The organism is Bacillus massiliglaciei, from assembly GCF_900098925.1.
Taxonomy (GTDB): domain Bacteria; phylum Bacillota; class Bacilli; order Bacillales; family DSM-1321; genus Peribacillus; species Peribacillus massiliglaciei.
The window spans coordinates 98,554-110,692 of sequence record NZ_LT622352.1 but is presented as its reverse complement, the minus strand read 5'-3'; the positions used below and the strand labels follow the sequence as shown (position 1 = coordinate 110,692).

Genomic DNA, 12,139 nt, shown 5'->3' with positions numbered 1-12,139 from the left:
ATGAGCTTAAGCAAAAGTTAAGAATGTCCTATTACTCTGTAAAAAAACGTGTGAAGAATGGAGGGGAGCATGGACATGTTTCAAAAGTCGCGTAAGGCAGGCATACATGTTCTGCTGAGCGGAACGCTCTTGCTGTCCTATGCGCCGGCGATCCAGGCAGAATCTGATTCAGCGGAAACGTCCGTTCATGAGGATAAACCAGTGCTGGCTAAATTGGAGATCGAGGGAGTCAAGTTCAGCAAGGAATTTGCAGCGGACACCGCTGCTTATACAGCAACGGTCGGAAATGAGACGGAATCTATTCAGCTGTTGGCTGCAAGTGAAACAGAGGGAGCCCATGTTACGGTCAATGGCAAAGAGGCCGGGAAACAGGCCGAAAGCTATACGCTGAAAACGGGGAGCAATATTTTCACGATTATCGTAAGTGATGAAGATAATCAATCATCCGTCTATACTGTGACGGTAACCCGGGAAGAAAACGGGGATCCTTCTTTAAAAGGAATTGAACTGTCGAATGGAAACATAACATTTGATCCATCCGTGAAAAATTACCAGATAGCTGTCGATCAGGAGGCAGCTGCCCTTACCGTTCATCCAATCACTAATCAAGATGTGACGAATATAACGGTGAACGGGAAAATGGATTCCGGTAATGGGGTCACGGTGCCTATTAAGGCTGGACAAACCAAAATCGACATAGTGAGCACAGCTGAAAATGGTAAGAAGGCATTCTATACACTGACCGTCACAAGAAAGCCAACAGAAGCAAAGACTGACAGCGGCGGGGGAGGAGAAGAGGCACAAAAGGAAAGCCCGGCAGCGGAGAAAGTGAAAGATCCAGAAAAGAAGCAGGAAGAAAAAGCGAAAGCTAAGAAAGAGAACGTATCCAAGAAAGAAAAAGCAGAACCCGTGATGACAGACGTAAAAGAGAAAGAAAAGGACGCTGTGGCCGGACCGAATGCTGGGAGGCAGTCTGACAAATCTGTATCAGCAGGAAAAGGGGAAGCTGCTATTCAAAAAAATGGGATACAGCTTGCTTCACAGCCGACTCAACAGACGAAGGGACAGACAGAGAAACAAGCACCGATGCTAGAATCCTTGACCGTTTCAGCGGGTAGCTGGAACAAGAAGTTCCAATCCGCTGAGCATACATATCATATCACTGTGGATAAGGATACGAGCTCTGTTACAATCCATGCTGACGCAAGCGAAGCGGGAACAGATATTACCTACAATAAAAAAGAAAGCCGTTCGGTGAAGCTAGAGGACCGGGCGAAGAATACTGTCGCGGTTACAGTGTCTTCGGACAATGCCCGCAGGACATATGTATTAGTATTTGAAAAAGATATCGAAGTGCTGATGGATGAGGAAGAAGAGGTCAAAACTGTTTTCCCAAAGGGGGATGAGTCAGACGTAAAAGCTGTCTCGGAAACGAGGCCAGACCAGGGGACGGAGGAGTCTGCTTCTGTTTGGCGGAAGATTGCTGACTTTTTTCAATCCCTTCTTTAACAGGAAAACCGTTCATATTTTCGGAACTTTTTATAAGGAAGGACGTATAAAAAGGCGGAGGAGGAATCGCCATGGAGTTTCGTTCAAAAATGGATCGTTTTTTTGCACTCATTCTAACCGTCACCTCATTGGTGATACTCGCTGTATCTTTGCTTCCGCTGGTCTTCGATAAGAGCCGATCGCCTTTCGATATTATTCTTGTTCTGACCCTTTGTGTCCTTGCGGTTGGATTTCTTTGGTGGATTGTATGTTCGATTAAATATGTGTTCTTCCAAGATTATTTATTGGTGAAAGGCGGTTTCTTTAGAAGCCGCATACCATATCAGGACATAATCAAAGTATCTCCTGTGAAAGAAGTATTTACCGGATACAGGCTGTTATCCGCAAAGAACGGGCTGGAACTATTCTATACATCTGCTTCATTAGGCAGTGTGAAAATCTCGCCGAATGAAAGAGAGCGTTTTATTTCTGAATTAAAAGCACGCTGTCCCAATGTGCGGGTGGATGTATAAGTAAATTGGGATGAAACAAAAAGAAAAGAGCCGGTGAAATGCTGCTTATCGCAATATTTCACCGGCTCTTTCATTGATAGGCAGAAACCCGCCTCGTTTTTATAGTTATTTTTCAAGCATCTGGTCAAAACGGATGCGCTTGTTCATGAAGTAAATGATTGGCGCCCCAATTGCTAATACGGCAAATTCGCCGGCAGCGGTCGTTGCCCAGCTGAACCAGAATGGAAGTCCAAAGGCTAAGTGAAGCTCGATGGCAACGAGGAAGATCATAATGGTGAATGTCACTGTCGTAATGGCCATGCGGGCTTTAATGCTCTTCACGTATTTAGAAACAAAAAGGATGATCAGCAACGACAAAAGGGAATGGGCAACCCCAAACACCAGGTCATAAGCTTTCATCGGTGAAAAAAGTAAATTGGAAATAAAGACACCGGCTACGATCCCGTATATATATTTCTTGTTAAACACAATCAGATGGTTGAATATTTCAGGCACCCGAAACTGGAACACTGAAAATCCAATCGGCTGAATGACATAGGAAACGGCAATATATAAGGCAGCCAGGATGCCGTTAGTAACAGCGGTTTTTGTATTCATGATGATCTCTCCTAGTTTTTTATCGTGGGATGGTTCCGAACCACGTTTCACGGGCAAGATGGCCCAAATAAATATGATAATACATAGCAGGCCGGAGAGTCAATCCTCACTGTTTTCCATTCGTGGGGATTTGCTTCCTCTGATTGGAGTTGATATCCTTTTCACATAAGAAAAAAAGAGAGGGTGGGAGATATGTCAATCGAAAGTGTGAAGGAGCATTTTAAAAGGTGGGGAAGAGCCGGCGATGTAATGGAATTCGCGACGTCCAGTGCAACAGTAAATGAAGCGGCTGAAACAATCGGAGTGGAGCCGGCGCGCATTGCCAAAACACTGTCCTTTCGGGGAGAGGGGGATTTGGCCATTTTAGTGGTCACTGCCGGAGATGCGAAAATAGACAATAAGAAATTCCGCAGCTGTTTTGGCTTGAAGGCAAGAATGCTAAGCCCGGATGAAGTTCTCAGCCAGACAGGACATGCCATAGGCGGCGTCTGCCCATTTGGACTGGCGAAGGAGCTTAACGTCTTTCTGGATGAGTCGATGAAGCGCTTTGAAACGGTATTTCCCGCCTGCGGAAGTACAAATTCGGCGATTGAGCTGAACCTGGAGGAGCTGGAGAAATATTCGGAAGCAGCTGCCTGGGTCGATGTCTGCAAAGACTGGCAGGAGAAAGAGCAGGCTGATGCTGTGTCTGTGGGGGAAAAGAACTGAAAGAAGGCTTGAAAGTAAATCCCTGGTCATAAGTAAAAAAAATATCAAATTTCTCACAGAGAAATTTGATATTTGGTCACAGTTACAGTTTTCTCTAAAACGGCGGGAGTTCATCCAGGTTATTTTCCTTAATGCCGTCTGGCTCGCTTCTGAGAATTTCCCTTTCATATCTGTGAAAAACATCCACGTTGGCCAGGTGGCCGGCTTTTGCTTCTGATAAGGCGGTTGGATAATCGAGTTCGCTTCCGCTGCTTGTTTTGACGGCAATGATATTGTCATCATCATTTTTTCTCACAGCGATGATTTCTTCCTGTCCGGATTCTCCTGCAGCATTGGCCTCGGGAGAAGCTTGGTTCCTGTATTGTTCATAGGCTTCATCAAATCGGTCCATCTTCATTCACCTCCCTCTATAGCTTGAACCAGTCTCTGAAAATCATTCATCAGGCTGGAGTTCGCAGATCTGATTCGTTTTTAAGCTGTTTCAGGGCTGTCCTTTGAAGAGTCGATAGACAGCAAAAGGATTGACAATAGGACGAAGTGATTATATCATTAGAATGTTTGGAACTGAGAATCATTATCAAAATTAGACGCTAAAGATAGGAATATAGATAAGAAATGGAGGAAGCCAAATGGTTCGCCTGTACACGGAGGAGTTAAGCATTGGATATGGGGAACAGACGATTGTGAAGAACCTCAATGTATCGATTCCGGATAAAAAAATTACCACAATCATCGGCTCCAATGGCTGCGGGAAATCGACGCTGTTAAAGGCCATCACGAGAATCATCGCCCCGCAATCCGGTACAGTCGTTCTGGATGGCGAAAATATCTCCAAAGAAAGCACGAAGCGGCTGGCAAGGAAAATGGCCATCCTGCCGCAAACCCCGGAAAGCGCAAGCGGATTAACGGTCGGAGAACTTGTTTCATATGGACGGTTTCCTTATCAAAAAGGCTTCGGACGCTTGGGGAAAGAGGATTATGATGTCATTGACTGGGCGCTCGAGGTGACGGGGACCATGGATTACAAACTGCGTCCAGTGGACTCTCTGTCAGGGGGACAAAGGCAGCGTGTATGGATTGCGATGTCCCTTGCACAGGAAACGGATATCATCTTCCTGGACGAGCCGACTACCTATTTGGATATGGCCCACCAGCTGGAAGTGCTTGAATTGCTCCAAAAGCTCAATCGCGAACAGCAAAGGACCATTGTTATGGTCCTGCATGATTTGAACCAGGCTGCCCGCTTTGCCGATTATCTCATTGCGATGAAGGAAGGCGAAATTGTGAAAGCCGGCAGCTGTGAGGAAGTCATGCAGCAGGAAGTATTACGGGAGGTCTTTCAAATTGATGCTGAAATCGGGCGGGATCCCCGGACAAATAAACCGATGTGTGTGACCTATAATCTCTTAAAGGAAACGGTCTGAAATAGAGAAGATTTCTGGAGGCTGTCAGCTGTGCTGGCAGTCTTTTTCTTTTCGAGGCAAGTTTTGGTCTGTCATTGTAAGAGATAGGCTAAGAGTGGGGGAATCCGGCATCTTTTACTTTTTCTTGCTGGAAAAATAGCATTCATTCACTCTATGTTCACTTAAATTTAAAAAATATTTTTCTATTTATATTGATTTAAGAAAAAATATTTCATATAATTTAGACATCGATTCAATTGTAAGTGCTTTCAATGTGAGATTCATTTAAGAAATAGAACGATATAATACATACAGGAGGAATTATTATGTTACTACTAATTGTACTGGCAGCAGTTATTGTATTGCTCTTATTGATTACAGTAGCCAAACTTAATCCGTTTGTTGCGCTGATTATCACGGCGATCGGTGTCGGTCTTGCGACAGGAATGCCGCTTATTTCAGATAACCCGGCCGAAACTCCGGGAATCATTGATTCTATAAAAGCCGGAATGGGCAACACCCTTGGATTCCTGGCTATTGTCTTGGCTTTAGGAACAATGCTTGGAAAGATGATGGCAGAATCAGGCGGGGCAGAACGGATTGCCCAGACCCTGATAGGCCGTTTCGGAGAGAAGAATGTCCATTGGGCGATGATGTTCGTTGGCTTTATTGTGGGGATTCCGGTATTCTTCCAAGTTGGCTTTGTGCTGTTAATTCCATTAGTGTTCACAATTGCCAGACAAACTGGCGTATCACTTGTCAAAATCGGGGTGCCGCTGGTGGCCGGGCTTTCTGTCGTCCATGGCCTTGTACCTCCGCATCCGGCTGCAATGGCAGCGGTTGGAATCTTTAATGCCGATGTCGGCAGAACGATTCTTTATTCCTTGATTGTCGGTATTCCGACAGCAATCATTGCCGGTCCTCTATATGGAAGCTGGATTGGAAAACGGATTCATAAAAATGTTCCGAAAGAAATGGGCGAACAGCTGACAGAACCAAAAGACCGCTCTGAACTTCCTGGTTTCTTCAACACTTTATTTACCGTGCTTGTTCCGGTTATTCTCATGCTTGCGGCATCTGTTGCTGACCTTGCACTGGACAGCGGCAGCGGTCTTTATAAAACGCTGAAGTTCACAGGGGACCCTGTGGTTGCCCTTTTGATTGCGACGGTTTATTCCTTCTTCAGCCTTGGTTTCTTCAGAGGCTTGAACCGTGAAACTATTTTGAAATTCACGAATGACTGTCTTGGACCGACAGCATCGATCTTGCTGGTTATCGGAGCGGGCGGAGCCTTCAACAAAGTTTTGCTTGATTCCGGAATTGGTGATTATATTGCTGATTTGGCACAGCATTCCAATGTTTCTCCGATCTTGCTTGGCTGGGGAATTGCAGCGATGATCCGAGTCGCTACCGGTTCTGCCACTGTTTCCATGATGACAGCAGCAGGTATCGTCGCGCCGATTGCAGCAGTTATGCCTGGAGCAAACCTGGAGCTTCTTGTATTGGCGACAGGAGCGGGCTCTCTGATCCTTTCCCATGTCAATGACTCAGGCTTCTGGATGATCAAAGAATACTTTGGCATGTCTGTTAAGGAGACCTTGCTGACCTGGACTGCGCTTGAAACGATTATCTCTGTCGCAGCACTTGCCCTGATTATGGTTCTTGACCTATTTGTATAACCCATGCTTACTAGAAGTCTGCCGGCTGTTCCGGCAGACTTTTTTTTATTTCTGGTATAAAAGGTTTTTAATTTTATGGTAAAATTATGTAAAAAGGAGTTTGCTTTATGAACACAGAAGAGAGCAGCCTTTTCGCCAAACATTTCAAAGGAACAGAAAATATTTTTTTCATGATTCTGACGGGGATGGCAATCACGATTCTTTTGCTTAGAGAGTATCATATGGTCGGTGAGCAGTTATTAGATGCTGGAGCATGGGGAATCTTCACGATTATCTGTCTTTCGATGGGCTGGAAAAGCAGACATTCGAAAGGGAAACTGGCGGTTACAGCGGTTTATTATTTCTGTTTTATCTTTTTTTTAGGAAGGTAAAATACAAACAGTGGCAGTTAAGAAGGAATAAACAAATAGGGGAGATTTTAGATAGATCAAATTTGTTGAGCTTTTATTTGTTTTTCTGATCGTAATCGTGATCAGTTCCTTTTGGAATATAATGTTTAAAATGACAGCCAAAAGAGATTGGATTGTATCTTTGTTATTAAGTATGGTTTTATCATTAATAATAGTTGGAATCTTAGAATTTTAGGAGCCTGTGAAATTTACTATAAATCTATATCAGTGATGTAAAAAAAGGCTGAAGAAGAATCTGTCAGCCTTTTTTAATAGATTTATACTCTTGTTCCTGATATGGCGTCACGCACCTTGCTCAGGGATTCCTGCGCCTTTTCTTTGTTGTGTTTCATGATGTTGACATACAGGGCATCAATCAGACTGAGCTGGCCGATTCGGGAAGCGAGGGCTTCTGAGCGGTATTCGGTTTCTTCAGAGCTTGTGAACAGGGCGACATCAGAATCCGTGCTGATCGGGGATTTGGGAAAGCTGGAAATCCCGATCGTTTTGGCTCCGTTTTCTTTTGCTACCTGTAAAATATTATGAGTGTCTTTGTTGGTACCTGAATGCGAAATGACAATCGCCGCATCTCTGTCTGTCAGCTGGGAAGCGGCCATCAATTGAAAATGCGAATCGAGAAAGGCAAAGGAAGGAATGCCTGTTCTTACAAATTTATGGTAGGCATCCATCGCGATGACTGCTGAGCCGCCAGTGCCGAAGAAGTTCAGCTTTTCCGCCTGCCGGATGATGCGGACCGCTTCTTGAAAAGCAGGTTCATGCAAAATTTGCAGTGTGTTTTCCAATGTCCGGATATTGGATTTGAAAATCTTTTTGGCGACTGTGATTTCATCATCTGTTTCGCTGATTTCTTCATGGATCTCCTGAATCGGTGAGATAATTTCTGAAGCGAGCGCAATTTTCATGGCCTGATAGCCTTTGAACCCGAGGCGCTTGCAAAATCTGAATACGGTAGCATCGGCGACGTTCAGGTCTTCTGCCACTTCATTGATTGTACTGTGGATGATTTTGTCCGGAGAATTCAGGATGTAATCGGCAATCTTTTTTTCTTTTTCACTAAACCGCGCATAATAGCTCCGTATTTTACCCAGGCAATTTTGTACCATGAAATTTACCCCTTTGTCCGAATAATCACCTGTTCAGACGGGTTTACCCCTGTCTGCCGGCGGTTTCACTTTCTATATGTATCTGAAGTATATCATAAGAAAAGTAGTGAAAGAATGAAGTTGAAAACGATTGCAAAAAGAAAATATTTTTCGTATAATTTATTTATTGTGAAAAATTTTTTCAACAAAGGGGTTTCCTTCATGAATATAGGATTAATTGGTTTAGGGAAAATGGGTTTTAATTTATCTATGAATTTGCTGGATCATCAGCATGAAGTGACAGCATTTGATGTAAATGAACAGGCTGTTAAGGACATTGCGGAAAAGGGAGCAGCGGGCGCCCATACGATTCAGGAGCTTGTCGAAAAGCTTCCAACGCCAAGGGTTGTCTGGGTCATGGTTCCGGCCGGGAAAGTAACGGAAAGTGTGCTTGAGGAATTAAAAGGGCTTTAAGAGGAAGGCGATATCGTCATCGAAGGCGGTAACTCGCATTATAAAGAGTCCGTTCAGCGAGCCGGTGAATTTGCGGAAAAGGGCATTTATTTCTTTGACGTCGGTACAAGCGGCGGCATGGAAGGAGCCCGTAATGGCGCTTGTACGATGATTGGCGGAAATGCGGAAGTATTCGAGACGATTGAACCGATCTTCAAGGATATCTGTGTGGAAAATGGATACTTATATGCCGGGGAAAGCGGCAGCGGCCACTTCCTGAAAATGGTTCATAATGGTGTAGAGTACGGAATGATGCAATCTATTGCCGAAGGCTTTGATTTGCTGGAAAAAAGTCCGTTTGACTTCGATTATGAAAAGGTGGCCCGAGTGTGGAACAATGGCTCAGTCATCCGGTCATGGCTGATGGAATTGACGGAAAATGCGTTCTCGAAGGATCCGAAGCTTGACGGAATTCGCGGGATCATGCAGTCTTCCGGAGAAGGAAAGTGGACGGTCGAAACCGCGCTTGACCTTCAAATGGCTACACCGGTCATTGCATTGTCCTTGATGATGAGATATCGATCATTGGAAGATGATACGTTTACAGGGAAAGTGGTAGCCGCATTGCGGAACGAATTCGGCGGTCACGGCGTCACAAAAAAATAAATAACAAAAAAGCGGCTTTAAATGACAGCGGAGACCGATTCTGCCGGCATTTAAGGCCTGCTTGCTGAGAGGAGAAAACAGAGATGAAGGAAGCATATGTAATTGGTGTGGATATTGGCACAACCAGCACGAAGTCCGTATTGTTTCGGAAAAATGGAGAGATTGCAGCCAGTTCAGGCATTGAATACCCTTTGTATGCCCCTGTTCCGGGAACGGCAGAACAGGATCCGGATGAGATTTTCTCTGCAGTTGTTGGATCAATCAGAAACATTATGAAAGAGAGCGGCATCGCTCCTGAAGATGTGCTGTGCGTATCTTTCAGTTCAGCCATGCACAGTGTGATTGCGGTCGATGCAGAGGGAATGCCGCTGACGAGATGCATCACTTGGGCTGATAACCGAAGTGCCGCCTGGACTGAGAAAATCAAAAATGAATGGAACGGCCATGAGATTTACCTGAGAACAGGTACGCCGATCCATCCGATGTCACCGCTTTCCAAGCTGACATGGTTGCGTCATGAACAGCAGGAGCTGTTCAGCCAGACATATAAGTTTATTTCCATCAAAGAATATGTTTTCTTGAAGCTGTTTAATGCGTATGTCATCGATCACTCGATTGCTTCAGCAACCGGGATGTTCAATCTCCAGACGCTGTCCTGGGATGAGGAGGCGCTCAAAGTCGCTGGCGTTACAGCAGAACGGCTTTCTGAACCGGTGCCGACTACATACAGCCTGAAAGGGATCAACCCGGTATTTGCCAAGGAAATGATGCTTTCCGAGCAAACGCCTTTCGTAGTTGGAGCGAGCGACGGTGTTCTTTCTAATCTTGGAGTGAATGCGATTGAACCGGGAGTCGTTGCTGTGACAATCGGTACGAGCGGTGCAATCAGGGCAGTGACGGATAAGCCGGTAACCGATCCGAAAGGACGGATTTTCTGTTATGCGCTGACGGAGAATCACTGGGTCATTGGGGGACCGACCAACAATGGCGGAATGATTTTCAGATGGGCGCGTGACGAACTGGGTTCTTCTGAAGTCGAAACAGCCCTTCGGCTAGGACGGGACCCTTATGAAATCCTGACGGAAATTGCGGCGAGGGTTAACCCGGGATCGGACGGCCTGCTTTTCCATCCTTATCTGGCCGGGGAACGGGCTCCGTTATGGGACTCCAATGCGCGCGGCTCTTTCTTTGGACTCGGACTTCATCATAAGAAGGAACATTTGATCCGCGCGGTGCTCGAAGGTGTCATTTACAATCTGTATACCGTACTGCTTGCCCTGAAAGAGCTGATCGGGGAACCGGTTAAGATTCAGGCAACGGGAGGATTTGCCCGCTCTGAACTTTGGAGGCAGATGATGGCTGATATTTTCAACCAAGAAGTGTATGTTCCGGAAAGCCATGAAAGCTCTTGCTTAGGCGCAGCGATTCTAGGACTGTACGGCCTTGGTGAAGTAGAATCACTCGATGTAGTAGCAGGAATGGTCGGAGCGAACCATCATCATCAGCCGAATGAAAGCTGTGTAGAAGTGTATCAGGAGTTAATCCCGATTTATATCAGGCTTTCACGGCTTCTGGAAGAAGAGTACGAAAGCATTGCCTCATTCCAGCAGAAGCGGGTGCAAAAAAAGTCTTGAAACACGGAACCCACAGGATGTTATTCTGTGGGTTTTTTTATGCCTTCTGTGGGCAGAAAACAGTGTGATAATAGGAGATAAAAGATAACAGTTTAGTATAATACATATAAGATAAAAGTCTGGATTATGGGAGGGATGCTTGTAATGATTTTAGTCAGTTCCTGTTTAGCTGGATTGGAAGTAAGGTATAATGGCACACATCGTTTAGATGATCGGATTAAGAAGTTAGTTGAAGAACAAAAAGCGGCAATGATTTGTCCTGAATTGCTTGGCGGTTTTACTACTCCGAGGGAACCTGCAGAAATCGCAGGAGGAGATGGAGAGGATGTCCTGAATGGGAAAGCTCAAGTGATTGAACAATCCGGGAAGGATGTAACGGAACTTTACATAAAAGGGGCGTATGCTGCCTTAAAAATAGCGAATGAAATTCACGCTTCCCTTGTCGTACTCAAAGAAAATAGTCCCTCATGCGGTAGTTCCGTGATTTATAATGGTACCTTTAACGGGCGTAAAATTGCGGGAAATGGTGTGACGTCTGCCTTACTCAAAATAAACGGTTTTCAGGTCATCTCGGAAGAACAATTTATAGCTTCATTACATAACACCAAAGGAGAAATACTATGAAACTTGCACTTGTCACCGGCGCTAACAGCGGTTTTGGCATGCTGGCGGCCGTGCGTTTAGCAGAAGAAGGATATCGGGTTCTCGCGGCCATGAGAAACCCGGATAATCAGGCAGCTCTGCAAAAGGCCCTGTCTGAAAGGGGCCTGTCCGGCGAACTGGACATTGTACAGCTGGATGTAACTGATCTGCAGCAGGTCAGGGAAGCGGCTGCTTATGTGACGGGGAAATATGGCCGTCTTTCGGTATTGGTCAATAATGCGGGATTTGCCCAAGGGGGATTTGTGACGGATCTCACTTCGGAGGATTGGAGGGCCCAGCATGATACGAATGTTCTCGGAATGTTTCAGGTGACGAAGGCTTTTCTGCCCTTATTAGAGGCAGCGGCCCCTTCAAAGATTATCAATATGGGAAGCGTCAGCGGCATCATTGGCTTCCCTGGCCTGTCCGCCTATTCATCCTCTAAATTCGCCGTCGAAGGACTCAGCGAAAGCCTTCGTTTGGAGCTTTTGCCAAGACAAGTGTATGTATCTGTGATCCAGCCGTCCTCTTATAAAACAAATATATGGGAAAAGGGACTGGGCGGAATTGAGGCAGGGGAAGATGCTTTCAAACGGAACATTATCGAGCAGGCAAAGGCGTCAGCGCTTGGTGCCGGCAATCCAGAAGAGGTTGCCCGGCTCGTGGCGAAGATAGCGGAAGAAAGCTCTCCTAAATTGCGCTATCCAGTCGGGAAGGGAGCGCGTCAGCTTTCCATCCTCAAACGGTTCATTCCCTGGAGTCTGATTGAACGGATCGCCATTAAAAAGATGGAATAGGGGAGCGGCTTTGCTGAAACCTAGGTCTAAAGGCTTGTGTTTGCCAA

The 12,139-nt window shown here is 45.6% G+C and carries 12 protein-coding genes, 1 pseudogene and 1 riboswitch; of the genes and pseudogenes, 10 read left to right on the top strand and 3 right to left on the bottom strand.

Annotated elements, in window-relative coordinates:
- The first annotated feature begins 75 nt into the window (after window positions 1-75).
- Window positions 76-1,509, top strand: a complete 1,434-nt coding sequence (locus BQ4305_RS01995) for a cadherin-like beta sandwich domain-containing protein (RefSeq protein ID WP_199880510.1) — start codon at window positions 76-78, stop codon at window positions 1,507-1,509.
- Window positions 1,510-1,580: 71 nt separating this feature from the next.
- Window positions 1,581-2,021 (top strand): PH domain-containing protein, encoded by a 441-nt coding sequence (locus BQ4305_RS01990; protein WP_110926221.1) that lies wholly within the window; start codon window positions 1,581-1,583, stop codon window positions 2,019-2,021.
- Between the two features lie 105 nt (window positions 2,022-2,126).
- On the opposite strand, the gene BQ4305_RS01985 is transcribed toward BQ4305_RS01990, so the two are convergent.
- Window positions 2,127-2,618, bottom strand: coding sequence for a QueT transporter family protein (locus BQ4305_RS01985; protein WP_110926220.1), 492 nt, complete (start codon window positions 2,616-2,618; stop codon window positions 2,127-2,129).
- Window positions 2,619-2,623: 5 nt separating this feature from the next.
- A riboswitch (PreQ1 riboswitch) is annotated at window positions 2,624-2,668 on the bottom strand.
- Window positions 2,669-2,810: 142 nt separating this feature from the next.
- Between BQ4305_RS01985 and BQ4305_RS01980 the strand changes: the two genes are divergently transcribed.
- Window positions 2,811-3,326 (top strand): YbaK/EbsC family protein, encoded by a 516-nt coding sequence (locus tag BQ4305_RS01980; protein WP_110926219.1) that lies wholly within the window; start codon window positions 2,811-2,813, stop codon window positions 3,324-3,326.
- Between the two features lie 94 nt (window positions 3,327-3,420).
- On the opposite strand, the gene BQ4305_RS01975 is transcribed toward BQ4305_RS01980, so the two are convergent.
- Window positions 3,421-3,717 (bottom strand): DUF3892 domain-containing protein, encoded by a 297-nt coding sequence (locus BQ4305_RS01975; RefSeq protein ID WP_110926218.1) that lies wholly within the window; start codon window positions 3,715-3,717, stop codon window positions 3,421-3,423.
- A 238-nt stretch (window positions 3,718-3,955) separates the two neighbouring features.
- On the opposite strand from BQ4305_RS01975, the gene BQ4305_RS01970 reads away from it, so the two are divergent.
- From BQ4305_RS01970 to BQ4305_RS01960, 3 genes are all read left to right on the top strand, one after another.
- Window positions 3,956-4,750 carry an ABC transporter ATP-binding protein gene (locus BQ4305_RS01970; RefSeq protein WP_110926217.1) on the top strand — a complete coding sequence of 265 codons (795 nt, stop codon included), beginning with the start codon at window positions 3,956-3,958 and terminating at the stop codon, window positions 4,748-4,750.
- A 305-nt stretch (window positions 4,751-5,055) separates the two neighbouring features.
- Window positions 5,056-6,408: a GntP family permease gene (locus BQ4305_RS01965; protein ID WP_110926216.1), complete on the top strand. Its 1,353-nt coding sequence runs from the start codon at window positions 5,056-5,058 to the stop codon at window positions 6,406-6,408.
- A gap of 107 nt (window positions 6,409-6,515) precedes the next feature.
- Window positions 6,516-6,779, top strand: a complete 264-nt coding sequence (locus BQ4305_RS01960) for a hypothetical protein (RefSeq protein WP_110926215.1) — start codon at window positions 6,516-6,518, stop codon at window positions 6,777-6,779.
- A 296-nt stretch (window positions 6,780-7,075) separates the two neighbouring features.
- On the opposite strand, the gene BQ4305_RS01955 is transcribed toward BQ4305_RS01960, so the two are convergent.
- Window positions 7,076-7,921, bottom strand: coding sequence for a MurR/RpiR family transcriptional regulator (locus BQ4305_RS01955; RefSeq protein WP_110926214.1), 846 nt, complete (start codon window positions 7,919-7,921; stop codon window positions 7,076-7,078).
- Window positions 7,922-8,122: 201 nt separating this feature from the next.
- On the opposite strand from BQ4305_RS01955, the pseudogene gnd reads away from it, so the two are divergent.
- The 4 genes and pseudogenes from gnd (at window position 8,123) to BQ4305_RS01935 (ending at window position 12,092) form a co-directional block, all read left to right on the top strand.
- Window positions 8,123-9,019 (top strand): annotated as a pseudogene (gene gnd / locus BQ4305_RS01950) (phosphogluconate dehydrogenase (NAD(+)-dependent, decarboxylating)).
- A gap of 83 nt (window positions 9,020-9,102) precedes the next feature.
- A complete protein-coding gene (gntK, locus tag BQ4305_RS01945) occupies window positions 9,103-10,653 on the top strand; it encodes a gluconokinase (RefSeq protein WP_110926213.1) in 1,551 nt (516 codons plus the stop codon).
- A 144-nt stretch (window positions 10,654-10,797) separates the two neighbouring features.
- Entirely contained in the window at window positions 10,798-11,277 is a 480-nt protein-coding gene (locus BQ4305_RS01940) for a 2-thiouracil desulfurase family protein (protein WP_110926212.1), read from the top strand.
- Window positions 11,274-12,092, top strand: coding sequence for an SDR family oxidoreductase (locus BQ4305_RS01935; RefSeq protein WP_110926211.1), 819 nt, complete (start codon window positions 11,274-11,276; stop codon window positions 12,090-12,092). The genes BQ4305_RS01940 and BQ4305_RS01935 overlap by 4 nt, the downstream gene beginning before the upstream one ends.
- Window positions 12,093-12,139: the final 47 nt, after the last annotated feature.

Bases quoted from the DNA above. Each gene is read 5' to 3' on its own strand.
- BQ4305_RS01995 (WP_199880510.1), top strand. From the start codon at position 76: ATGTTTCAAAAGTCGCGTAAGGCAGGCATACATGTTCTGCTGAGCGGA.
- BQ4305_RS01990 (WP_110926221.1), top strand. From the start codon at position 1,581: ATGGAGTTTCGTTCAAAAATGGATCGTTTTTTTGCACTCATTCTAACC.
- BQ4305_RS01985 (WP_110926220.1), bottom strand. From the start codon at position 2,618: ATGAATACAAAAACCGCTGTTACTAACGGCATCCTGGCTGCCTTATAT.
- BQ4305_RS01980 (WP_110926219.1), top strand. From the start codon at position 2,811: ATGTCAATCGAAAGTGTGAAGGAGCATTTTAAAAGGTGGGGAAGAGCC.
- BQ4305_RS01975 (WP_110926218.1), bottom strand. From the start codon at position 3,717: ATGGACCGATTTGATGAAGCCTATGAACAATACAGGAACCAAGCTTCT.
- BQ4305_RS01970 (WP_110926217.1), top strand. From the start codon at position 3,956: ATGGTTCGCCTGTACACGGAGGAGTTAAGCATTGGATATGGGGAACAG.
- BQ4305_RS01965 (WP_110926216.1), top strand. From the start codon at position 5,056: ATGTTACTACTAATTGTACTGGCAGCAGTTATTGTATTGCTCTTATTG.
- BQ4305_RS01960 (WP_110926215.1), top strand. From the start codon at position 6,516: ATGAACACAGAAGAGAGCAGCCTTTTCGCCAAACATTTCAAAGGAACA.
- BQ4305_RS01955 (WP_110926214.1), bottom strand. From the start codon at position 7,921: ATGGTACAAAATTGCCTGGGTAAAATACGGAGCTATTATGCGCGGTTT.
- gntK (WP_110926213.1), top strand. From the start codon at position 9,103: ATGAAGGAAGCATATGTAATTGGTGTGGATATTGGCACAACCAGCACG.
- BQ4305_RS01940 (WP_110926212.1), top strand. From the start codon at position 10,798: ATGATTTTAGTCAGTTCCTGTTTAGCTGGATTGGAAGTAAGGTATAAT.
- BQ4305_RS01935 (WP_110926211.1), top strand. From the start codon at position 11,274: ATGAAACTTGCACTTGTCACCGGCGCTAACAGCGGTTTTGGCATGCTG.